Raw genomic sequence first — 21,735 nt, 5'->3', positions numbered from 1 at the left:
TTTTGATGTTGGCAGCGGTCCTTGAGGGCCCGAGGCAGCTCGTCTTGAAAGACGTTCCGAAGCCGGAACCCGGGCCAGGCGATGTGGTAGTTCGAGTCGCGGCCTGCGGGATCTGTCACACCGACTATTCGGCTTTCACCGGCGCCAGGCGCAACTACAAGCCGCCGATCATCATGGGCCACGAGATCGCCGGCGTCGTCGACGATGTCGGCCCGGGGGTCGAGGGCCTTGACCGGGGGGATGAGGTGATCGTCTCTCCCGCTGTGTACTGCGGCCGATGCAGGATGTGCCGACTCGGTCTGCACCACTATTGCGAGCACGGGGCGGTCATCGGTGGCGACGGCTTCCCGCGCGTGCTCGACGGCGGGTTTGCGGAGTACGTGCGGGTTCCGGCAGGGAGCGTGTTCCGGAAGCCTTCGGGCCTATCGTTCACGGCAGCGGCTCTGACCGAGCCGCTTGCAGGCTCGTACAAGGGGCTCATCGAGTACAGCCAGATGCGTGTCGGGGAGGACGTGGTCATCATCGGGGCCGGGTCCATGGGCCTGCTCCTGACCCAGATCGCCAAGGCGGCCGGGGCCGGGCGCCTCGTGCTCATAGACGTCGAGCAGTACAAGCTCGAACGCGCGCTAGAGTGCGGGGCGACCCACATCATCAACTCACGTGCTAAAGACCCGGTTGAGTCGGTAAGGGAGATCCTGCCGGCGGGGCCGGACATCGTGTTCGAGGCGGCTGGCGTTCTCGAGGCCGCGAGCCTCGCGTTTCGGCTCTGCAGGAAAGGGACGCGGGTGAACATGTTCGGAGTCATCGTCCCAGGCACGGTAGAGGTCTCGCCTGCAACGATTCATTTCACGGAGATTCGCATGGACGCGTCGTTCTCGGTGACGCCACGGGTTATGACAAAGGCCATAGACTTGATGGAGAAAGGCCTCGTCAATCCGGAGCGAATCGTGACGCACCGCCTGCCGCTCGCGCGGATCCATGAGGCGATGGATCTGATGGAGCAGCCTCAGAGGATAAAAGTGGTCATCGAGAACGCGACGTGACCGGCTCCGGAGGCAGCGCCGGGGCAGCGTCGGAGCCATCGAAGGAATACGAGGAGGAGCGGCGAACTGTAGATCGGCTGTAGATTGACGAGCAACCGCGAAGGTCCAAGAAGGGGCGCTAATCCTTAGGCTCCAGGAACCCTCCGTGTCCGTGCGCCGGGTCCGGGGAGTCGCGCAGGCCGGTGGCCGTCCCAGGATGACGATATCGGTAAGCCGGTATCGTATCAATAGGTCCCAGGAAAGGCAACGAAAAGGAGGATGAAAAGAGATGGTGAGCGGAGCTTGGCTCGTCGTTGCGCTTGCGTTGGTGGTTGTGTTCATCATCTATACAACCGCAAGCGTGCGGATGCACGCCTTTCTTGCGCTGATCCTCGCGTCGTTCATCATGGGGCTGCTGGCAAGGATGCCGCTTCTTGCGATCGTTGACAACATCACCAGCGGCTTCGGGAGCACGGTGTCCTCCATTGGCATTGTGATCGCCCTGGGTGCTGCGATGGGCACGATCCTCGAGAAAAGCGGCGGTGCCGAGACGATGGCCCGGACCATGCTGCGCTTGGTCGGGCGCGCCCGTGCGGCCCTGGCAATGGCTCTTACCGGATACGTGGTGTCGATCCCGGTCTTCTGTGACTCGGGGTTCGTGATCCTCTCCCCATTGAACAAGGCGCTCGCCGCGGCGACCGATACCAGCCTGGCGACGATGGCGATAGCCCTTTCGATGGGGCTCTACTCGACGCACACTCTGGTGCCGCCCACGCCGGGCCCCATTGCTGCAGCCGGAACCATCGGAGCGGACCTGGGCCGGGTCATCATTTACGGCCTCATCGCCGCGTTCCCCGCGATGTTGGCGGGCTGGTGGTTCGCGGAGAAGGTGGCCTCGAAGTATCCGGTCGCCCCGATGGAGTCGGGGGCAGGCACGGCAAAAGGCGGCATCGGCGACGAGAAGGCTTTGCCCTCTCCTATCAAGTCGTTTGCGCCGATCATTGCCCCGGTGGTGCTCATACTCCTTAAGTCCGTGGCGGACCTTCCGAGCGCGCCCTTCGGAAGCGGCGGGTGGAAAACGTTCTTCGATTTCATCGGCCATCCTGTCACCGCGCTCTTGGTTGGGACTTTCCTCGCGCTTCTCACCGTGCCAAAGCTGACGCGCGAGGTGTGGAGCGATTGGATAGGCACGGGCGTCACCACGGCGGGATGGATCATCCTCATCACGGCTGCGGGTGGAGCGCTCGGAAATGTCATCCGGGCGACCCCCCTGGCGAATTACCTGGGCACGACGCTTGGCAGGTGGCACATGGGCATACTGCTCCCATTCCTCGTTTCCGCTGCCCTAAAGACTGCTCAAGGATCCTCCACGGTTGCCCTGATCACGACGTCGGCCCTCGTGGCGCCGCTCCTCACCCCGCTCGGCTTGGCTAGCGAGACGGCGAAGGCACTCGTCGTCCTCTCCATCGGCGCGGGTTCCATGGTCGTGTCACATGCCAACGACAGCTACTTTTGGGTCGTTACCCAGCTGTCCGGCATGGACGTTCCGACCGGCTACAGGTGCCAGACGGTCTCGTCGCTCATCACGGGGGTCACCGCGATCATCGCCATCGCCATAATGGCCTGGATCCTCGTGTGAGTCCGGGCCGGCAGGCTTGAGTTGAGGAAGGCAGGGCTGCGCGGCGGGCCTGGCTGGGCCCGGTAGACATGTTGTCGGGGGCGACGGCAATGAACGCGAATGGGCGGTGTGACGTCGAGCGGGATAAGCAGCGCGAGGCGCGCCGACGCGCGAAAGGACGGCTTGTCAAGGAGCGCATTACCAAAGAGGATGGTCGCTATCTCATATACTACACCTTCGAACGCTCGGCCGGGGACGGCGACTCCACGGGAAGCCCTGGGGCGACGTCGGACACGCACACAACAGCCGGCGGCCGCGGTTCCGTCCCTGGGGAGGAGGGCTGAGCATGTCTGAGCTCCGGTGGAACCCCGTGCTCGGGGCATGGGTCGTCACCGCGACCCATCGGCAGGACCGGACGTACCACCCTCCGGCGGATTTCTGTCCCCTGTGCCCCACGCGGCCAGGTGCACCTCCCACGGAGGTGCCCGCGGAGGACTACGAGATCGTTGTCTTCGAGAACAAGTTTCCGTCGTTTCGCCGGGTTCCGCCTGAGCCGAGCGTGAAAGGGGACGACCTCTACGAGGTCCAGCCGTCCAAGGGTATCTGCGAGGTCGTGCTGTACTCCGCGAACCACAAGGGGAGTCTCGCGATGTCGGACGTGGTGGACATAGCCCGGCTGATCGACGTGTGGGCGGACCGGTACGAGGAGCTCGGAAGCCTCGACTATGTCGACTACGTGTTGATCTTCGAGAACAAGGGGGACGTCATCGGGGTCACGCTCGAACACCCTCACGGTCAGATCTACGCTTTCCCGTTCATTCCGCCGAGGCCCGCGCGCGAGCTGGAAAACGCGGAGCGGCACTGGCGCTCGACCGGCCGGTGCCTTTTCTGCGACATCATCGGCAGGGAGACCCGTGATGGCAGGCGGATTGTGGCGCAGAACGAGGAATTCGTGGCAGTGGTACCGTTCTTCGCCCGTTATCCCTATGAGGTGCACATTCTGCCTCGTAGGCACGCCCCAAGCCTCCTAGACCTCGGGGACGACGAGCGTTGGGGGCTCGCGGAGATCCTGAAAGCGGTGCTTCAGAAGTATGACAACCTCTTCGGGTTTCCGTTGCCGTACATCATGGTGATGCATCAGGCTCCCACCGATGGGCGGGAGTATCCGCACTATCACTATCACATCGAGTTCTATCCGCCCAATCGGACCAAGACGAAGTTGAAGTATCTCGCTGGATGCGAGTCGGGTGCCGGGACGTTCATCAACGATACCCTCCCTGAGGAGACAGCCGCGACGCTGCGGGCCACACCCCCTTGCGACCTCTAAGTATGTCGCCGAAAGTTCGCGCTGTTTTTTCGGCGGGGCGGTCCTACCCAGGCAGGGTTGCCGGTGTTGCCCTCCGGGGACGGCGCGCTTGCGGCGCGCCTCGTTCGAATTCGGCACACGAGACAGCCGAATTCTCCACGCCCCGTCGTCCAACCACCGGCAACCCTAGCGCCGTCAAGAAAGGAGACGGAAACTCATGGCGACATACCTTAGAAGCCCGCAGGGCGACCGTGGCGATCACGGGGAAGGAGCGGAGCGATCTGCCATGGTTCTACGCTTCAGTGAACATATCCCGGCAGGCTCATGCGAAGGCTTCTCCGGCACCGGTAGCCCCGAGGGTTCCGATGCTTGGCAGAGCTCCCGCGCAGGGCTTTGCGAGGGTGCGTGCGTGGTGCGCGGCCGTCGTGGCGGGTCAGCGCAAGCCCGCAGGAAGGCCGTGCGCATGCGCGATCTCCTCGTGGGCACGTTCGGCGCTGGCGACGGGACCAACGAAGACATCCTCGTCGTGCGCGCCCCCGGCCGGGTGAACCTCATCGGGGAGCATACCGACTACAACGAGGGGTTTGTGCTGCCCGCCGCGATAGACCGCGACGTGACCTGCGCGGTCCGAGGACGACCCGACGAGACGGTCCGCGTCCGCTCGCTCGACTATGGAGACTGCGTGGAGTTTGCCCTTGGCCACATCGACTATGACCGCGAACGCCTGTGGAGCAACTACATCCGGGGGACATTGAAAGCCCTCCGAGACTTCGGCGCCCCGCTGCGCGGCATGGACATGGTGGTCTCGGGGGACGTGCCCGCGGGCGCGGGGCTCAGCTCGTCCGCGGCGCTGGAAATGGCTTGCGCGTTGGCTGCCACGCTCGTGGCTGGCCAGGCGGGCGCGGACTTTCGTCCGAGCGCACGCGACCTGGCTTTGCTGTGCCAGAGAGCGGAGAATTCCTTCGTGGGTGTCAAATGTGGGATCATGGACCAGTTCGCGTCGGCGCTCGGGAGGGCGGGGCACGCGTTGTTCATCGATTGCCGCACGTACGATTGGGAGCCGGTCCCTCTGCCACGAGAGTACTCCATCGTGATATGTGACACCGGAGTTCGGCGCGGGCTGCGCGACTCGGAGTATAACCACCGGCGCCGGCAGTGCGAAGATGCGGTAACGCTCCTTCGAGGCCGGGGGATGCGCATACAGTCCCTGCGGGACGTTTCGCCTTCTGAGCTTGCAAGCGCGCAGGCGCAGCTTCCGGAAGACGTCGGGGCGCGGGCGAGGCACGTCGTCCTCGAGAACGAGCGGGTGTTGCGCAGCGTGGAGGCTCTTCGCGGGGGGCGGGTAGACGAATTCGGCAGGCTCATGGTGACCTCCCATGAGAGCCTTCGGGACCTCTACGAGGTAAGCTGCCTCGAGCTCGAGGCAATGGTCGAGGCAGCCTTGGGTGCCCCGGGAGTGGTCGGGGCTCGCATGACCGGAGCGGGCTTCGGAGGATGTACCGTGAACTTGGTGCACGAGGATGCGGTGGAGGAGTTCGAACGAATCGTGATTGCGCGGTACATGCAGAAGGTCGACCCATCGAGGCTTTCTTCCCAGCCCCGGGTGTATGTATGTAGGGCAGAGGACGGGGCAGGCCCGATCTGTTTTTGACCGTGAGCGCGCGGGCGTGGTGGGTCTCGCTTGCCGACCCTGACGACAAAGGAGGTCATACGATCTTTGGATGAAGGGAGTCAAGGCTGCAAGAAGCGTCTCGCCGGGCTCGAGGCGCGGCGTTACTATAAGGGCCCTCGCGCTGTGGTGTTTGGAGACGCACTCGTAGATCGCATTTGCGGCATCGACCAGATGCCGGAGGCCGGCGGGGAAGCGGTGATCCGCTCCTCGGCGAGGCTCCCGGGCGGGGCGGGGCTCAACGCGAGCACGGGCCTGGCGAGGCTGGGGATACCTTGCTCCCTGGTCACAACGGTTGGGGACGATGAGGACGGGCGATACCTGCGTCGTCACCTCGAGGCGGCGGGCGTAGACCTTTCATACGTAGCGTCGGAGGGTGCAACGGGATACGTGCTTTCTTTCGCTGACTCAAGCGGTGAGAGGACGATGTTCTCGTGGCGCGGAGCTGCGTCCATTCCGGTGGGCATGACTCCGGGCCTCGAGGATGCGCTTCGGAGCGCGCCGCTCCTCCTGGTCTCCGGGTACGGTTTGCATGATGATGAACAGGCCGCGCTGTACCTGAGGGCTGCGGAGACGGCGGGAACGGCCGGCGGGGTCGTCGCCTTCGACCCCGCTCCAATCGTAAGTCAGCTGCCTGGTCGTGTCGTCGAGCGGATGATCGCGGTTGCAGATGTCCTGGTCGCCAACGCTTCCGAGCTGCGTGCTATCTCGGGTTGTGAGGCGATGGAATCCGGAATTCAAGCCATGCTCCAACGGGTGCCCTGCCTGGGATTGAAGCTCGGGCGGCTGGGGTCGATCGTTGCGCTGGGGCCGGGGGCGGCCGCCTCCCGCATTCCGGGCGTGAGCGGCCTGAGCCCGGGTGAGCTCGGCCCTGTTGTGCTCGAATGCCCTGCCGATCCGGTGAGCGCGGTCGACACCACGGGGGCCGGCGACGCGTTCAATGCCGGGTTTCTCGCCGCGTTGCTCTGCGGCATGCCGCCTCGGGCGTGGGGAGAGTGGGGGAACGCCTCTGCGGCCCGGGCCATCTTGGAGAAAGGTGTCCGTCCCGGGAAAGCATGACCTGCTTCGCACGGGGATCGCTACGCCTGATGCGCCCGGGCTCAGGGCCTGTCTCCTGGCTGTGGGCCCGCCTCATGGTCTTGGGCCTCACTCGTCCGTCTCAGGCCTCGCTTGTTCCCGGTAGTCGTCCATGCCAGCCTGCAGCCGGCGCCATCGAAAGGATGCAAATGGCAACCAGCGGCGATTTCCTAAGCAGTAAGTGATGCCCAAGGCTACGGTTGATTCTCCCGGACGACTTGGCGGGAAAGCGCGAAGAGCTGTTCCGCCATGCTGACAATGGTATCGCGCCACGCCAGCTTGGCGAGCCATCCTTCCGGAATCCCTCTCTCTCCGTAGTAAGCCCCTGCGAGCTGCCCGTACACGGCGCCCGTGGTGTCGGCGTCGTCCCCGAGGTTCACGGCCATGAGACAGCCGTCCTTGAAGGAATCGCTGTGGTAGAAAGCCCAGAGCGCGGCCTCGAGCGACTTGACGACGTATCCCGAGCCGCGTATTTCCGGTGGGTTACGGCGCTTGAACGACCCCCGCGCGATCTCGTCTATCTCGGGCACGAGAGGCTTCTCGTCCCAAAGCCCCGAAACGGGCGAATAACGGTCTTGGAGAAGGGTCTCCTTCGTCTCGCCGCGGAGCGCTCCCGCGATGAGGCCTCCGAAGTACCGGCAAGCATCGATGGCCGTTGCGGCCTGATGGGTTGTCCGGGAGCTCTCCCCCGATCTCTCCACAGCCTCACGCGGGCTCAACGCGTAGAACATGGGCACAGGCGCCAGGCGCATTATCGAGCCGTTTCCGGCCGTGTACGGATCGGTGGAGCCGCAGTACGGCTGCCGGACGCGCTCGAAGCGGTCCAGCGAGGCGTTCACGGTTATTCCTATGCCGTAGCAGTAGCCCGTGCAGCTGAGATAGCCGTCGCGGCGCCACCGCAGGTATCTCTCAAGCTGGTCCGTGGGGTCGAACCCCCTGCGATTTATGAGGCTATCCGCGAGGCACAGCGCCATCGCCGTGTCGTCCGTCCATTGTCCGAGCGTAAGCCCGAAACGCCGTCCTTCGACCATGTCATCGATGGGTTCGAATGACCCGGGGCGATGGAATTCCAGAGGCGCTCCCACGGCGTCTCCCACTGCGAGACCCAGAAGACAGCCCCGGTAGCGCTGGACGGGCTCGATCCCTTCCAATCGGTCCATCATCACGTCCCGCCTCCTGACTTGCTTGATGTCCGCGGCTTGCCGCGGGGAATCGTCCTTCGCGCCCCGTGATTCCCGAGTTGCAAGCACGTGCCGCTTCATGAATTCGACCAAGCCCGGCCTCATCCTCCTGCGGGGGCGCCGGCCAAGAGCGGCGCTGCCGCCTCACGGATCGAGGATCGCGAAGGGGAACACGACCGTGACTGAGGACAGGAGGACGGGTTTCGCCATCGACAGGGTGATTCACGAGCGAGCGAGGCTGCTCATCCTCAGTTACCTGGCGACCCAGACCAAGGACCGGGTGCTCTTCAACGAGCTCAAGGAGAATCTGGGGCTTACCGCCGGGAACCTCTCCGTTCAGCTCAGGAACCTCGAAGCAGCAGGCTACGTCCGCATCCACAAACGCATCAAGGGTACCAGGCCCGAGACGAGCGTTTCCCTGACTGCGGGAGGTTACGAGGCCCTGCGTTCGTACCTCGACCAGATGGAACGGATCATCCGTTCCGTGAAAGGGCCCCGCGTGGGGCCGGGTGAAGAGGGGGAATCGTCATGATCGAAGTGTCCCACGTATACCACGACTACACAGGCGAAGGTCGGTACGCCGTGAGCGACGTGTCCTTCACGATCTCCAAGGGAGAAGTCTTCGGATTCTTGGGCCCGAGCGGAGCCGGGAAGAGCACGGTCCAGAACATCATGACCGGGCTCCTTAGGCTCCAAAAGGGGGACGTCTTGTACGATGGCAAGTCCGTGAGGAGGCTCGGGCCCGACTTCTTCAACAAGATCGGCGTTTCATTCGAGCAGCCGAACGTGTACGAGAAGCTGTCCGGGTTCGAGAACCTGGCGTATTACGCCGGGCTCTTCGACGTGCCGACCCAAGACCCGATGAGGCTCCTGGACATGGTTGGTCTGCGCGAGGCCGCGCACAGGCGCGCCGGCTCGTATTCGAAAGGGATGAAGCAGCGCCTGGTGTTCGCCCGCGCCCTCGTCAACAACCCGAGCATACTCTTCCTGGACGAACCGACGTCAGGACTCGACCCCGCCCTGTCGGGCCGCATCAAGGACATCATCCGCCAAAAACAGCGGGAGGGGTGCACCGTCTTCCTCACCACCCACAACATGTTCGTCGCCGACGAGCTGTGCGACCGGGTGGCTTTCTTGAACGAAGGGCGCATCGTCGCCATGGACTCGCCCCGAGCCCTCAAACTGAGATACGGAGAACGATCGATCAGAGTGGAGTACAGGGAAGACGGTAACGTGAAGAGCCGAGTGCTGTTCACTGAGAGAGCCGAAGACCGGGCGTTGCTCCATGACCTCATCGACCACGGGGACGTGCTGACCATCCACTCCCAGGAAGCCACGCTCGAGCAGATCTTCATAAGCCTTACCGGGAGGGAGCTCGCGTGATGAGGCGCTTCTTCAGGCTGTTCAAGCAAGACCTCGTCCTCGCGTTTCGCAACGCGATGATGCCCGTTCTCGTGTTTCTCATCGTCATGATGGCCGTGACGGTGCGATTCGTCCTGCCGAAGGACTGGCAGCCCGCAGAGACCTATTACTTTGTGGACCAGACCGAAGGCGCGCCGTACGAGACCGTCTTGCGACAGAGCGGTGTTGACCCAGGCAAGTTCCTGTCTGACGAAGAGGCGCTGCGGGGCGTGGTGCGCAAGGATAGGGGCGGCATCGGAGTCCTCTTCACGGGCTCCAAGACCCATCCGAGAATAACCATCATGCATTCCGATGGGGTGACCCCCCAAGGCGTAAACATCCTCAAGGCCACGCTAAACGCCATGGTGCGCCGCGTCACTGGAAGCGAGGGCCGGCAGTTTTCCGGAGAGTCGTCCCGCGTGAGGTTCCTGCGACCGCAGGCCGAGCCTGTGCCCCTCAACTTGACCGCTCTCCCGGGGCTCATCGCGTTCGAGGTCATCGTGCTTGGGTTCATGTTCGTGGCGGTGTTCATCTTCCAGGAGAAGCACGAGGGCACAATCAAGGCGTACAGGGTGAGTCCTGGGGGGAAAGTCGCTTACGTTTTATCGAAGACCCTCGCGTTCGCGGTGCTAGGGAGCGTCTACGGGTGCGGGGTGCTCGCATCGACGATGGGGCGGTCGGTGAACTACGGTGCCATCGTGCCCCTGATGGCGCTGGGCGCGGCCCTTTACACGCTGATCGGGATTTCCGTGGCCTCCTTTTTCCAGGACCTTTCGGAATGGTTGTTGCCGGCGGTCCTGTTACTGACGGTGAACATGATTCCAGCGGCCTCGATGGTGTTTCCGACGTTCTCGCCCCGTTGGCTCTCGTATGTCCCGTCGTATCCCGCGGTCTTCGCGATCCGCGAGGTCCTGTTTCCCTCAGGAAAGCCGATTCTGCCCCTCGTGGGAGCGCTCGTCGCGGAGAGCGTCGCAGCCTATGCCCTCTGCCTGTTCCTGACGGAGAGGAACCTGATGAAGGAGGGAAGGTCGTGGGCACCCCAGGGACGTTTTCGTTAAAACGCGTTCTCTCGCTGATGCGCCAGGATTTCACTGCGGCCTTGCGCGACAACGTGATGGTGTACATTATCGTTGCACCCCTTCTCCTGGCGCTCGTGCTCAAGCTACTCATCCCCGCAGCCGAGAGCTCCAGCCTGGTCTTCGCGGTCGACCGCGGCTTGAGCCCGGACGTGGTCGACAAGTTTCGGGGCTACGGCGATGTGGTACTGTCCGACCGCGCAGGCATCATTTCCCGGGTGGAACGCCTGGACGCCGCCGCCGGTGTGCTTGACGACGAAGGCGGGCTTTGCCTCGTGCTCGAGGGCAACGAGCCGCGGGCGCTCGTCGAAACGTACGAGACCATCCTGGAAGACATCGATCACGGCGGCGCCGGCGCCGACTATGAGGAGGTAAACCTCGGAGCAGGCGGGTCCATCGTGTTCGACCTCGTGGCGCTCGGACTCATCATGGGGACGCTCTTCCTCGCCGGAACGCTCTCGGGGTTCACCATAGTGGACGACCGGGATACCAAAGCCATCCAAGCGCTTGCGGTATCCCCCACGCGGGTAAGCGAGTATGCGGTGGCGCGAGGCCTCCTCGCGACCGCGCTCGGGGCGGCGGTGGCGGCAGGGGTGAACTACATCATGGTGGGGCGCTCCGTGAGCGTCTTGCGCCTCCTGACGCTCGCAGCCTTGTCGGGCCCTCTATCCGCTCTAGTCGGCATGGTCACGGGCCTCTTCAGCCACAACCAGATCACGGCTATCGCGATGCTCAAGATAGCCATGCCGGCCTATCTCGCGATTCCCCTGGGGGCCATCCTCGTGCCGGGGAGGTTCCAGTTCCTCTTCTACGTCTTGCCGAACTACTGGCAGATGGAGGCGCTGAAGACCCTGTACGCTCCATCCCTGGCCACGCACGGCTTCTGGTTTTCGGCGCTCGTGACCTTGGCCTGTTCGCTGCCTTTCCTGATGATGGTGTTGGTCGCGTTCAGGAGGCGCGTGGGTCTGCGCCCATGATAGACAGCGGTGACCTGTCGCGAGCCGGCCGCACGCGCACGCGGGAGGCGTCAGTCGGCCGACCCACGGTGACGAGCGGGGACACGCCCGCAACAGCGCGCATGGAAGGAGGGACCTCCGGGATGGCATGGTACTGGTGGGTTCTCACCGGAGCGGCGTTGGTGGCTGTAGGGTACGTCAAGATGAGGGTCGTTGCGAGAATAATCCGCCGCAACAAAGGGGGAGACGATGAAGAGACGTGAGGTCGGGGCGGCGCAACGCCGCCCGTCGCCGCCGACGAGCGCGCTCACGCGCTCCCGGCTTGGGTAGGTGCGACAAGACGAGTCGCGGCGCCGGGCCACCCACTCCTCGGGACACTGCGACCACGGCACACGATAGTGCCTGCTATTCCTAGCGACGTCACTGGCATGGACACGCACTTCCGGGGGTTACGCTCATATCTATACTAGTGAGTCTTTTGCAGGGGGTGGCAGGCGCGTGCTCGATCTGCTGATAGGTTCGGCATTGCTCTTGCGAGGCTTGTGGTTCCTTGCATCCTACATCTCGAGCGGCAATGTGTTTCCGCCTCCCCTTTCGGAAAAGGAGGAAGCAGAGGTCCTCGCCAGGAAGGAGATGGGCGACGAGGATGCGAGGAACATCCTCATCGAGCGTAATCTCAGGCTGGTGGCGCACATCGTGAAGAAATTCGAGGGCACCGGCGAGGACCAGGACGACCTCATATCCATAGGCACTATCGGCCTGATAAAGGCCATAGACACGTTCAATCAAAAAAAGAGGACCAGGCTTGCGACGTACGCTGCCCGGTGCATCGAGAACGAGATCTTGATGCATCTGCGAGCGACGCGGAGGAACAAAGGCGAGGTCCTCCTGTACGACCCCATCGGCGCCGACAAAGAAGGGAACGAAATCACCCTCATCGACGTGCTCGGCACGGAGCCTGACGAGGTAACCATGGTCGTCGAGGGCGCGGTGGAGGAGGGAAAGCTCGCGGAGAAAGTTCGCGAACTCACAAGGCGGGAGAAAAAGGTCATCGAAATGCGGTACGGGCTCGGCGACGGCTTGCGGCGGACGCAGCGGGAGATCTCCAAGCACCTGGGCATCTCACGGTCCTACGTTTCCCGTATCGAGAAACGAGCCCTCATGAAGCTGCAGAAGGGGATGATCGCCGAGGGTTACAACTGAGAGACTGCGGCTGGGCGCAGGCAAGGCACGCCTCTCTAGATATATCGCCAAAAGTTCGCGTTGCTTTTCGGCGGAGGGGTCCTGCCCCGGATTGCCGGTGTTACCCTCCGGGGACGGCGCGCTTGCGGCGCGCCTCGTTCGAATTCGGCGCGCCAGATGGCCGAGTTCTCCACGCCCTGTCGTGCAAGCACCGGCAACCCTAGCACCGTCAACAAAGGAGACGAAAGCTCACGGCGCCATACCTGGACCGCGAGCCTCGCAGGAAACCGGGATGCATGCTATAATACCTGCGTAGACATCCCCGCCGGCAGGAGGGATCGGCTTGCTGTCCATACTGTGCCCCGACCTCTACGTGCCGTCCGTCTGCCAGGTCGACCTCTCGATGCTCGCGGCGCGCGGTATAAGGGGCATCGTGTTCGACATGGACAACACGCTGGTGGATTGGGGAAGCTCCGAGATCCCCGCGGGGGTTCCGGCGTTCTTCGACGACGCGAGAGCGCGGGGCATCCGTCTTTGCGTGCTCTCGAACAACCTCCGCAAGCGCATAGAGACCGTCTCCGGCGCTCTCGGAATCCCCGCCGCCAGGGGGCTGAAGCCGATGCGGTCCGCGTTCCGAGCGGCGCTCGCCTTGCTGGGCACCTCCCCAGAGGAGACCGCCGTCATCGGTGATCAGATCTTCACCGATGTCCTCGGCGGGAACCTCGCCGGCCTGTACACCATCCTCGTTGTCCCCACTTCACAGAGGGAATTCGTAACCACCCGCATAGTGAGAAAGCTCGAAAGGGTGGTGCTGGACTGCCTCGCCAGGCGTGGCATGCTCTGCTTGGAGGGCGGCGATTGCCGCCCGAGACCCGGGGGTGCCTCGCGCGGGCCGCGTTAGGTTGCCGGGCGTTGCCCTGGCCAGCATATCCGTTTCTGCACCGGCGCATATTACTCACGGGTATTGATCCTGGGGCCGCCCGCACCGCGCGAGCCCCGCGGCGGCCCGCGGGCCGCCGCCCTCGTCTCCGTCTCCGTCTCCGTGCCCGTCCCCGAACGCTCTCGTGCCGGCGCCTCCGAAATGGGGACAAGCAAAGGCAACGCATCCTCACCTACATGGTCTCTGTCGGTGGTCCGGGGCCCCACAGGGCATCGTCCACGCACACGAGTGGAAACGCTGCCGGACCACCCTGCGCGCGGGTTGCTTCTGGCTGCGAGTGAAGGTTTTCGTTTCCTCGCGTAGAAAAAGTAAGGCAGCGCTGGCGCGAGGAGGCAGCTTCTTGTTTGCAGAGGTAGTCGTGGATATTCCGACCACGAGGGCAGCCAAGCCCTTTCACTACGCGGTTCCCGACCGGCTGCGCGAAAGCGTCAGGGTAGGGAGCGCCGTGGTGGTCCCTTTCGGCGGGCGCAAACTCGTGGGATACATCGTGGGGTTCGTCGAGACGGCGGACGTGCCCAACGTGAAAGACATCATCGACGTGGCCTCTGGGGCGGCGCCGCTTTCCGACGACATGATGGCCCTCGCGCGGTGGATGGCCGGGCGCTATCTCTGCCTGCCCGCGGAGGCCATGGCCCAGATGTTCCCGGCTGCCGTCCGGCGTAGAGAAGCCAGCCCGAAAACGCAGACCCGCATCGAGCTTGCGGTGTCGTCGGAGGAAGCGATGGCTTTCGCGGCGGCGGTCGAGAGGCGTGCGCCCCGTCAGGCCGGGCTCATCCGGGCGCTCGTTGAACGAGGCGTGTCATCTTCAGACCGAGACACCGACATCGAAGGCGCCGATTCGATCGTCCGCGGGAACCAAGACGCCGTGCGTGCACTGATTCGCAAGGGCATACTGGTCTCGCGCAGGGTCGAGGTGATGCGAAGCCCGTTCATGGGGTCTCCGGCTCCAGGGGGCCGAGTGCCTCTCCGCCTGACGCAGGATCAAGAGAGAGCTGTCTTGACGATCCTCGCCGCAATGGAGGCGCGCTCGCCAAGACCTATATTGCTTCATGGCGTGACCGCCAGCGGCAAGACTGAAGTGTACATGCGTGCCATAGAGTCGGCGCTCTCGCACGGCAGATCGGCCATCGTGCTCGTGCCGGAGATCGCGTTGACGCCACAGCTTGCTGGCGCGTTCCGCGAGAGGTTCGGCGAGCTGGTGGCGCTTCTGCACAGCCGGCTTTCGGCGGGCGAGAGGTACGACGAATGGCGCAGGGCCGAACGGGGCGAGGCAAGGATCGTCGTCGGGGCGCGATCTGCGGTGTTCGCGCCCGTCCACGACCTGGGCCTCATCGTCGTGGATGAAGAGCACGAGAACTCATACAAGCAGGAGGAGTCGCCGAGGTACCACGCCCGGGAGGTCGCCCGCGAGAGGGCCAGGCTTGCGGGGTGCGTGTGCGTGCTCGGGTCCGCCACGCCGTCTGTGGAGTCGTTCTATCGAGCGAAGACCGGTGAGTATGACTACGTTGCCATGACCACCCGCGTAGAGATGCGGCCTCTGCCTCGTGTCGAGATCGTGGACATGCGCGATGAGCTCGCGCACGGCAATAGGAGCGTCTTCTCCAGGGCGCTCGTGAGGGCCATACGTGAACGGCTGGTCCGCCGTGAACAGGTGATACTCTTTCTCAACCGGCGTGGTCATTCCACATTCGTGCTCTGTCGGGAATGCGGGCACGCCATGCGGTGCCCCGAGTGCGACGTGGCTTTGACATACCACGCCGAGGAAGGACGCATGCGTTGTCACTATTGCGATCACGAGGAGGCGGTGCCCGACACATGTCCGAAGTGCGGAAGCAGCTACATCAAGTACTTCGGCGCTGGCACCGAGAGGGTGGAGCGTGAGGTCAACCGGATCTTCCCGCAGGCGCGGGTGGTGCGAATGGACCTCGATACCACCCGCACCAAGATGGCCCACGAAAAGATAATCCAGATGTTCCGAAGGGGCGAGTACGATATCCTCGTTGGCACGCAGATGGTGGCCAAGGGCCATGATTTCCCGCGCGTCACGTTGGTCGGGGTGGTGAGCGCCGATACGTGCCTCAACCTTCCCGATTACAAGGCGGGCGAGCGGACGTTTCAGCTCCTGACGCAGGCTGCGGGACGAGCCGGAAGGGGTTCGAGGCCAGGCCAGGTCATCGTCCAGACCTACACGCCGGAGCACTACGCCGTGTTGCGTGCGAAGGATCACGATTACATCGGGTTCTACGAGGAGGAGATCCGCGGACGGCGCGACCTTTCGTACCCTCCCTTCGTGCACCTCGGGCTGGCGGTCGTGTCCGGCGACGACCCACGGGAGGTCGAGCGGCAGGCGACGAGCCTCGGCGCGTCACTGCGCGTCGCCGCGAGAGAGCTCGGCGGGTCACCTCCGGGCGTGTGGGTCCTGGGGCCCTCGCCGTGCGCGGTGAGCCGGGTGAAGGGGCTTTACAGATGGCAGGTTCTTCTGAAAGGCGCGCCGGTGGAGGCGCTGACGGCGGTGCTGCGAAGGGGGCTTGAGGTTTGCCCTGGTCGCCATCGTGGTATAATGGTGCAGGTGGACGTGGATCCGGAAAACGTGCTTTAGCGACCGGACAGCCGCGTGCGTGCGGCGCGGCGCGCAGTACGCAACGGAACAATGGGAGACGGCCTTCCGGCCGCTCGCGGGCGAGGCGTTGCGGGGTCAGGGGAGGCACGGGAGGGGTGCGAGCTGGTCCTGGAGATCCGCAAGTTCAACGATCCTATCCTTAGAAAGCAGTCTCTTCCTCTCAAGAAGATCACAAAGGACATGCTGGTGCTCGCGGACAACATGCTGGAGACGATGTACGCGGCTGATGGCGTGGGGCTTGCCGCTCCCCAAGTCGGCGTTCCGGTTCGGCTCATTGTGGTGGATGTCGGCGAGGGCCCCGTGGTGCTTTTCAATCCTCGCATCGTGAGAAGCAGTGGCGAGGCCACGGCGCGTGAGGGATGCCTCTCCCTGCCGGGCATAACCGGCGAGGTTGTGCGCGCGGAAACGGTGACCGTGGAGGCTCTCAGCCCGGGCGGGCACAACGTCAAGCGCGTGGAGGGCGAGGGGCTCTTGGCGAGAGCCCTTCAGCACGAAATAGACCATCTGGACGGCATTCTCTTCGTCGACAAAGCCACGAATATCGTTGAAGAAGAGGTTGACCGGTGACATGGTGGTAGTCTTCATGGGGAGCCCGGAATTCTCCGTGCCGTCGCTGAGGGCGGTCGTCGAGGCGGGTCACTGCGTCGCATGCGTGCTCACACAGCCTGATAGGGCCAGGACGCGCGGCAGGCGGCTCGTGCCTACGCCCGTGAAGCAGTTCGCCCTGTCGGCCGGTCTGCGGGTGCTCACACCTGAAACGCTGAGGGACGAGGGAGTCATCGCCGCTCTCAAGGAAGCCCGGCCTGACGTCATAGTCGTGGTGGCTTACGGGCTCTTGCTCCCACCCGAGGTCTTGAGGCTTCCGAAGCACGGATGTGTGAACGTGCATGCTTCGCTCTTGCCCAAGTACCGAGGCGCGGCGCCCATCGAACGTGCCATCATGGCAGGAGAACGGCTGACCGGTGTGACCACCATGTATATGGCGGAGAGCTGGGATACGGGGGACATCATCTTGCAGGAGGAGGTCCCCATCGGAGAGAACGCCACCGCAGGTGAGCTTCGAAAGGAGCTTGCGGAGCGGGGCGCGGCGCTTCTCGCAAAGACGCTCGAGCTGATCGAGAAGGGGAGCGCGCCGAGGATTCGGCAAGACGAGAGAGCCGCGACACATGCACCGCGGGTGAAGCCGGAGGAGTTCGAGATCGCCTGGCGCGAGAGCGCTGGTGTCATCCACAACCTAGTGCGGGCGGGAAACCCCAAACCTGGTGCGTTCACGAGACGTGACGGAGCGCTTCTGAAGGTCTTCATGGGCCGGCCTGTGGCCGGTGCCGCCGGTGGGGCCTTCCCGTGTGTCGTTCCGGGAACTGTGTGCGAGACCACCAGGGAGGGTTTTCTCGTGAAGGCGGGGCACGGCGCGTACTTGGTTACGGAGGTTCAGGCTGAGGGAGGCAGGCGCATGCCCGCCGGGGACTACCTTCGCGGCCACCCGATGAGCCCCGGGACGGTCCTTGGGCGCTGAGGTTGCGCGGTTCCGCGCCGCGCCGCCCCGGGGGACGACAGGCCCGGTGGGTTTAATTCCAGCGCGTGGTCGATTATAATTATGCTTGGACGGAGGTTTGCCAACCAGCATTCGCAACGTTTGGGAGGGTTGCGTGATGTTCTTTTGGGACCCGACTTATATACTGATATTCCCGGCGATGCTGTTCGCCCTCTGGGCGCAGAGCAGGGTCCAGACCGTCTTCAACACGTATTCGAGGGTCAGGGCGGCAAGCGGCGTGAGCGGCGCCGAGGTGGCCAGGCGCATCCTCGATGCCAATGGCCTGGACTCCGTGAGGATCGAGCAAATCCCCGGAAGGCTCCAGGACCATTATGATCCGCGGGCAAAGGTCCTTCGCTTGTCAGCCGAGGTGTACAACGGAGACTCCCTTGCCGCCCTAGGAGTCGCGGCGCACGAGGCAGGTCACGCAATACAGCACGCTTGCGGCTATGCGCCCCTGGCGGTGCGCACGAGCCTCGTGCCGGTAGTCACCTTTGGGTCCAACCTCGCGTTTCCGCTGTTCATGATCGGCTTCATCTTCGCGGGGACCGGGCTCGAATGGCTGATGACGTTGGGGATTTGGCTATTCGTCGGGGCAGTCGCGTTCTCCGTGGTGACGCTTCCGGTGGAATACGACGCAAGCAGCAGGGCGCTGGCGTTCCTGGGCCGCGGCGGGTACATGACGCAGGAGGAACTCCGCCACGCCGGCCAAGTCTTGAACGCTGCAGGCCTGACGTATGTGGCGGCCACGGCCGTGGCGGTGACGCAGCTCCTGCGATTGCTGATCCTGCGGGGCAGCCGTCGGGACTGAGCATCGAGGTTGAGGCCCGGTGCGGGCTCTAGAACACTCGGGCGCTTGAGGCAGGACTGGTTCATCTGTGGATGTGACGTGTGGCGCTCGTGGGGCCGCGCTGCGGGCGCTAATCGAGATCGACGAAAATGCAGCTTACGCCACGGCCGCAAGGGATCGCGCTCTCGGGCTCGTCAAGCTTTCGGAGCGCGATCGTGCTCTTGCCACCGAGCTCGTGTACGGCGTAACGAAGATGCGAAAAGCGCTCGACCACATGATCGCGGCCTTCGCCGCACGCCCCCCCGAGCGGATGGACGCGGTCGTTCGCAACGCGCTCCGACTTGGGGCATACCAGATCCTTTACCTCCAACGGATCCCTGCGCCTGTGGCGGTGAGCGAGTCGGTCAAGGCCGCCCGCGCGCTCGGCCACGCCGGCGCCGCCTCATTCGTAAACGCCGTTTTGCGGGCCCTCGTGCGGGACCCCGAAAGGGCGGCCCTCCCCGATGCTGCGACGAGCCCTGTGGATCACCTTGCGGTGAAGTACTCGCACCCTGAATGGATGGTCTCCAGATGGCTTGCGCGGTTCGGCTTTGACACAACGTCTCGCCTGTGCGCGGCAAATAACGAGAACCCTCCGGTGACGATCAGGGTGAACACGCTGAAAACATCCCGGACGAGGCTCATAGCAGACCTTTCCGAGTCCGGTCTCGAGGTCTGCCCGTCGCCCTACGTTCCCGAAGCGATCGAGGTTCGCGACGGCGCGGGCCTCTTTGCTCACCGTGCCTTCTCAAACGGTGAGTTCTTCATGCAGGACTCCAGCTCTATGCTGGTATCTCACGTGCTCGCCCCTGCCCCCGGCGAACGCGTGCTAGACATCGCAGCCGCTCCGGGAGGCAAGACCACGCACGCCGCGGAGCTCATGGGCGACCGCGGGGAGATCCTGGCGGTCGATGTCCACGAGCACAGGGTGAGGCTCCTCAGACAAAACGCGGAACGACTCGGAATCCGGTGCATCACGACCCTTGTGTGCGATGCGACACGCCTCGCGTCTAGCGACGCCCGTATAGCACAGCGCTTGTTCGATAGAGCGCTTGTGGATCCTCCGTGCACGGGCACCGGGGTCTTGAGGCGACGGCCTGACCTGAGGTGGCGGCGAAAGCCCGAGGACATCGCGGATCTTGTCTCGAAACAGGAGAACCTTCTGGCTGCCGCGGCGGCGCTCGTGAAGCCCGGCGGTGTCGTCGTGTACAGTACGTGCAGCATCGAGCCCGAGGAGAATAGGGAGGTCGTTCGGAGATTCCTCGAGACACACGCCGATTTCTCCGTCGATTCCGCCAAAGATTACCTGCCGAGCGGGTTCTTGCACGCTTTCCCCGATCAAGGGTCGCCTTATGTCGAAACGTTTCCCCACATCCACTCGATGGACGGCTTCTTCATAGCCCGGCTCGTGCGGCAGGGTTCCTCCTCATGGTCATCGCTGCCTCAGGGGTGATCCTCACCCAGTAGCTGACAACCGCAAGCACCACATGCAAAGTTTTAGGGGCATAAAAAACATGCTCCCGGGCAGGGTAATCTTGCAGGTGTAACCGCAGGTCAAGGAGGCGCGCGAAAACGTGCCTCCTTGATTGCGACTTTGGGCGCCTGCGAGATGCGTCTGCCGGGGGTTGCCACGCTTGGGACACACGAGCGCCAGCACACAAGGTCGGAACGACCACAGGCACGATTCCACTACCGTTGGCGGAAACGAGATACCGGTCACGATTGCAGAGAGCCTGCGCGGCCATGGCCACGAGGGCCGTCCAGGCCGATGCGGCGACCGTTGCGGACAAGCCCCAGACGGTCCCCAGGGGCATTGTGGGGCTCGCGAACCTGCCAGTGCAGGGAGCGGCACTGGCTCGGACGGACGGAGAGGCGACAGGGCGAGGACGAGGTCAAGGGCCCAATCTGTCGTTCTTCTCGCGATTCTTGCTTGCGCTATCGCGTACTGCTTGACCTTCGGGACCCTGCCCGAGAGGATCGTGATCCTCGAGGGGTCCACCCGCGACCTTTGGGTCCGGGTCCCGTTTGACGTGGGGTTCCGCCTGACAGGCGCGGAGCTGGTGCGCATGGACTCGGTCTCATCCGGCGCAACAGGGACACCAAGCGGGCGGGGCGCTGGGGTAAGGCTTGTTCCTCTCGCTCAGGGCGAGACCAGCCTCGAGGTGCGGCTCTTGGACGTGATTCCTGTCAGGCGCCTCCTTGTGAGCGTGGTCCCAGAGGTCAGGGTTGTGCCGGGCGGACACGCCATAGGAGTGCTGCTCGCCGCGAGGGGGGTCGTGGTCGTGGGCCACTACCCGGTCGTCGGGGTGGACGGGAAACGTCGCTACCCAGCACGTGAAGCTGGGATCGAGGTCGGCGACGTCATCGTGAGCATCAACGGACGGGCTGTCAATGACAAGTCCGAGGTGGAACGGGCCATCGACCTCGCTGGACGAACGGGGAAACCGGTCGAGATCAGCATCCTACGCGATTCGAGGGCCCTAGCCGTTCGTGTGAATCCCGTTGAGGTAGAGGCTGAGGATTCCGCGGGCCTCGCGGAGCAAGGAAGGCCCGCAGTGCAGTACAAGATCGGCATCTGGGTTCGAGAGAATGCTGCAGGCGTGGGAACGCTGTCGTTCTATGACCCGGAGTCACGGGTATATTGCGCCCTCGGGCACGTCATAACTGACGCCGCCACGAACAAAGAGGTGGACGTGGCGAGAGGCAGGATAGTTCAGGCGCAGATCCTGGGCATCCACCACGGCAGCCGTGGTCAACCGGGCGAGAAAGTCGGGAGCTTCAGCGGGGAAGAGGACGTCATCGGCACTATAGAACGAAACACCAAGTTCGGCATCTTCGGCACGCTCACGAAGGTTCCGAGCAACCCATACTTCAAGGAGGCCATACCCATCGCAATGGCCGAGGAGGTGACGCCAGGGTACGCCGATCTCTACACAGTGGTGGAGGACAACCGCGTCGAAAGATTCCGCGTGGAGATCCAGCGGGTGGCGAGGCAGGCGGCCCCGCAGATCAAGGGCCTCGTCATAAAGATAGTGGACCCGAGGCTCCTCGCCCTCACCGGTGGCATAGTTCAGGGCATGTCAGGTAGCCCCATTGTCAAGGACGGCAAACTCGTGGGCGTGCTGACCCACGTGTTCGTGTCCGACCAGACCCGGGGGTACGGCGTTCTGGCGGAGTGGCTCGCGAGGGAAGCCGGGCTCTTCGCACGTGAGTCAAGTGCGAAGGCCGCGAGAGCCGCGGGCGCGGGTCCGATCCCTCCACCGCGGCTCGTGCCGAGTCCCGGAGGTGCTTCGCTGGTCCGCGCCGCATAGCGGCGAGAGGGAT

19 protein-coding genes are annotated in these 21,735 nt (G+C 63.9%); 18 read left to right on the top strand and 1 reads right to left on the bottom strand.

Annotation, left to right across the window (positions count from 1 at the left end; all coding sequences use genetic code 11):
• Nucleotides 1-5 precede the first annotated feature (5 nt).
• From GX515_11090 to GX515_11065, 6 genes are all read left to right on the top strand, one after another.
• Complete coding sequence (locus tag GX515_11090) at nt 6-1,043, top strand: alcohol dehydrogenase catalytic domain-containing protein (GenBank protein ID HHY33537.1); 1,038 nt, start codon at nt 6-8, stop codon at nt 1,041-1,043.
• A gap of 268 nt (nt 1,044-1,311) precedes the next feature.
• Nucleotides 1,312-2,661, top strand: coding sequence for a GntP family permease (locus GX515_11085; protein ID HHY33536.1), 1,350 nt, complete (start codon nt 1,312-1,314; stop codon nt 2,659-2,661).
• Between the two features lie 89 nt (nt 2,662-2,750).
• Complete coding sequence (locus GX515_11080; GenBank protein HHY33535.1) at nt 2,751-2,984, top strand: hypothetical protein; 234 nt, start codon at nt 2,751-2,753, stop codon at nt 2,982-2,984.
• Nucleotides 2,985-2,986: 2 nt separating this feature from the next.
• On the top strand, nt 2,987-3,967 hold the full coding sequence (galT, locus tag GX515_11075) for a galactose-1-phosphate uridylyltransferase (protein ID HHY33534.1): 981 nt from the start codon (nt 2,987-2,989) through the stop codon (nt 3,965-3,967).
• 442 nt (nt 3,968-4,409) lie between these two features.
• Complete coding sequence (gene galK / locus GX515_11070) at nt 4,410-5,597, top strand: galactokinase (protein HHY33533.1); 1,188 nt, start codon at nt 4,410-4,412, stop codon at nt 5,595-5,597.
• A 66-nt stretch (nt 5,598-5,663) separates the two neighbouring features.
• Nucleotides 5,664-6,674 carry a carbohydrate kinase family protein gene (locus tag GX515_11065; GenBank protein HHY33532.1) on the top strand — a complete coding sequence of 337 codons (1,011 nt, stop codon included), beginning with the start codon at nt 5,664-5,666 and terminating at the stop codon, nt 6,672-6,674.
• Nucleotides 6,675-6,886: 212 nt separating this feature from the next.
• Here the strand turns inward: GX515_11065 and GX515_11060 are convergent, their stop codons facing one another.
• On the bottom strand, nt 6,887-7,834 hold the full coding sequence (locus GX515_11060) for an ADP-ribosylglycohydrolase family protein (GenBank protein ID HHY33531.1): 948 nt from the start codon (nt 7,832-7,834) through the stop codon (nt 6,887-6,889).
• A gap of 118 nt (nt 7,835-7,952) precedes the next feature.
• Here GX515_11060 and GX515_11055 point away from each other — a divergent pair, with 118 nt between their 5' ends.
• From GX515_11055 to spoIVB, 12 genes are all read left to right on the top strand, one after another.
• Entirely contained in the window at nt 7,953-8,405 is a 453-nt protein-coding gene (locus GX515_11055) for an ArsR family transcriptional regulator (GenBank protein HHY33530.1), read from the top strand.
• A complete protein-coding gene (locus GX515_11050; protein HHY33529.1) occupies nt 8,402-9,256 on the top strand; it encodes an ABC transporter ATP-binding protein in 855 nt (284 codons plus the stop codon). Before GX515_11055 ends, GX515_11050 begins: the two co-directional genes overlap by 4 nt.
• Nucleotides 9,253-10,332, top strand: coding sequence for an ABC transporter permease (locus GX515_11045; protein HHY33528.1), 1,080 nt, complete (start codon nt 9,253-9,255; stop codon nt 10,330-10,332). The genes GX515_11050 and GX515_11045 overlap by 4 nt, the downstream gene beginning before the upstream one ends.
• On the top strand, nt 10,305-11,327 hold the full coding sequence (locus GX515_11040) for an ABC transporter permease (protein HHY33527.1): 1,023 nt from the start codon (nt 10,305-10,307) through the stop codon (nt 11,325-11,327). Before GX515_11045 ends, GX515_11040 begins: the two co-directional genes overlap by 28 nt.
• A gap of 477 nt (nt 11,328-11,804) precedes the next feature.
• Nucleotides 11,805-12,509 carry an RNA polymerase sporulation sigma factor SigK gene (sigK, locus tag GX515_11035; GenBank protein HHY33526.1) on the top strand — a complete coding sequence of 235 codons (705 nt, stop codon included), beginning with the start codon at nt 11,805-11,807 and terminating at the stop codon, nt 12,507-12,509.
• A 322-nt stretch (nt 12,510-12,831) separates the two neighbouring features.
• The gene (locus GX515_11030; GenBank protein ID HHY33525.1) at nt 12,832-13,389 is read left to right on the top strand and encodes a YqeG family HAD IIIA-type phosphatase; all 558 of its coding nucleotides are present in this window, start codon (nt 12,832-12,834) and stop codon (nt 13,387-13,389) included.
• Nucleotides 13,390-13,768: 379 nt separating this feature from the next.
• Nucleotides 13,769-16,027, top strand: coding sequence for a primosomal protein N' (gene priA / locus GX515_11025; GenBank protein ID HHY33524.1), 2,259 nt, complete (start codon nt 13,769-13,771; stop codon nt 16,025-16,027).
• Between the two features lie 51 nt (nt 16,028-16,078).
• Nucleotides 16,079-16,615, top strand: a complete 537-nt coding sequence (def, locus tag GX515_11020; protein ID HHY33523.1) for a peptide deformylase — start codon at nt 16,079-16,081, stop codon at nt 16,613-16,615.
• Nucleotide 16,616: 1 nt separating this feature from the next.
• Nucleotides 16,617-17,564, top strand: a complete 948-nt coding sequence (locus tag GX515_11015; protein HHY33522.1) for a methionyl-tRNA formyltransferase — start codon at nt 16,617-16,619, stop codon at nt 17,562-17,564.
• 136 nt (nt 17,565-17,700) lie between these two features.
• Complete coding sequence (locus tag GX515_11010; protein HHY33521.1) at nt 17,701-18,393, top strand: zinc metallopeptidase; 693 nt, start codon at nt 17,701-17,703, stop codon at nt 18,391-18,393.
• A gap of 67 nt (nt 18,394-18,460) precedes the next feature.
• On the top strand, nt 18,461-19,864 hold the full coding sequence (gene rsmB, locus GX515_11005) for a 16S rRNA (cytosine(967)-C(5))-methyltransferase RsmB (GenBank protein ID HHY33520.1): 1,404 nt from the start codon (nt 18,461-18,463) through the stop codon (nt 19,862-19,864).
• A 181-nt stretch (nt 19,865-20,045) separates the two neighbouring features.
• Nucleotides 20,046-21,722 carry a SpoIVB peptidase gene (spoIVB, locus tag GX515_11000; GenBank protein HHY33519.1) on the top strand — a complete coding sequence of 559 codons (1,677 nt, stop codon included), beginning with the start codon at nt 20,046-20,048 and terminating at the stop codon, nt 21,720-21,722.
• Nucleotides 21,723-21,735 lie beyond the last annotated feature (13 nt).

The organism is Bacillota bacterium, from assembly GCA_012842395.1.
Classification (GTDB): Bacteria; Bacillota; SHA-98; order UBA4971; family UBA4971; genus UBA6256.
The sequence above is the reverse complement of the archived record's forward strand: the minus strand, read 5'-3'. Positions and strand labels throughout refer to the sequence as shown.

Excerpts from the sequence above, each read along its gene's own strand:
- galK (HHY33533.1), top strand. The coding sequence starts at position 4,410 with ATGCGCGATCTCCTCGTGGGCACGTTCGGCGCTGGCGACGGGACCAAC.
- GX515_11010 (HHY33521.1), top strand. The coding sequence starts at position 17,701 with ATGTTCTTTTGGGACCCGACTTATATACTGATATTCCCGGCGATGCTG.
- GX515_11050 (HHY33529.1), top strand. The coding sequence starts at position 8,402 with ATGATCGAAGTGTCCCACGTATACCACGACTACACAGGCGAAGGTCGG.
- GX515_11055 (HHY33530.1), top strand. The coding sequence starts at position 7,953 with ATGAATTCGACCAAGCCCGGCCTCATCCTCCTGCGGGGGCGCCGGCCA.
- galT (HHY33534.1), top strand. The coding sequence starts at position 2,987 with ATGTCTGAGCTCCGGTGGAACCCCGTGCTCGGGGCATGGGTCGTCACC.
- GX515_11015 (HHY33522.1), top strand. The coding sequence starts at position 16,617 with ATGGTGGTAGTCTTCATGGGGAGCCCGGAATTCTCCGTGCCGTCGCTG.
- def (HHY33523.1), top strand. The coding sequence starts at position 16,079 with ATGGGAGACGGCCTTCCGGCCGCTCGCGGGCGAGGCGTTGCGGGGTCA.
- GX515_11085 (HHY33536.1), top strand. The coding sequence starts at position 1,312 with ATGGTGAGCGGAGCTTGGCTCGTCGTTGCGCTTGCGTTGGTGGTTGTG.
- GX515_11090 (HHY33537.1), top strand. The coding sequence starts at position 6 with ATGTTGGCAGCGGTCCTTGAGGGCCCGAGGCAGCTCGTCTTGAAAGAC.
- GX515_11080 (HHY33535.1), top strand. The coding sequence starts at position 2,751 with ATGAACGCGAATGGGCGGTGTGACGTCGAGCGGGATAAGCAGCGCGAG.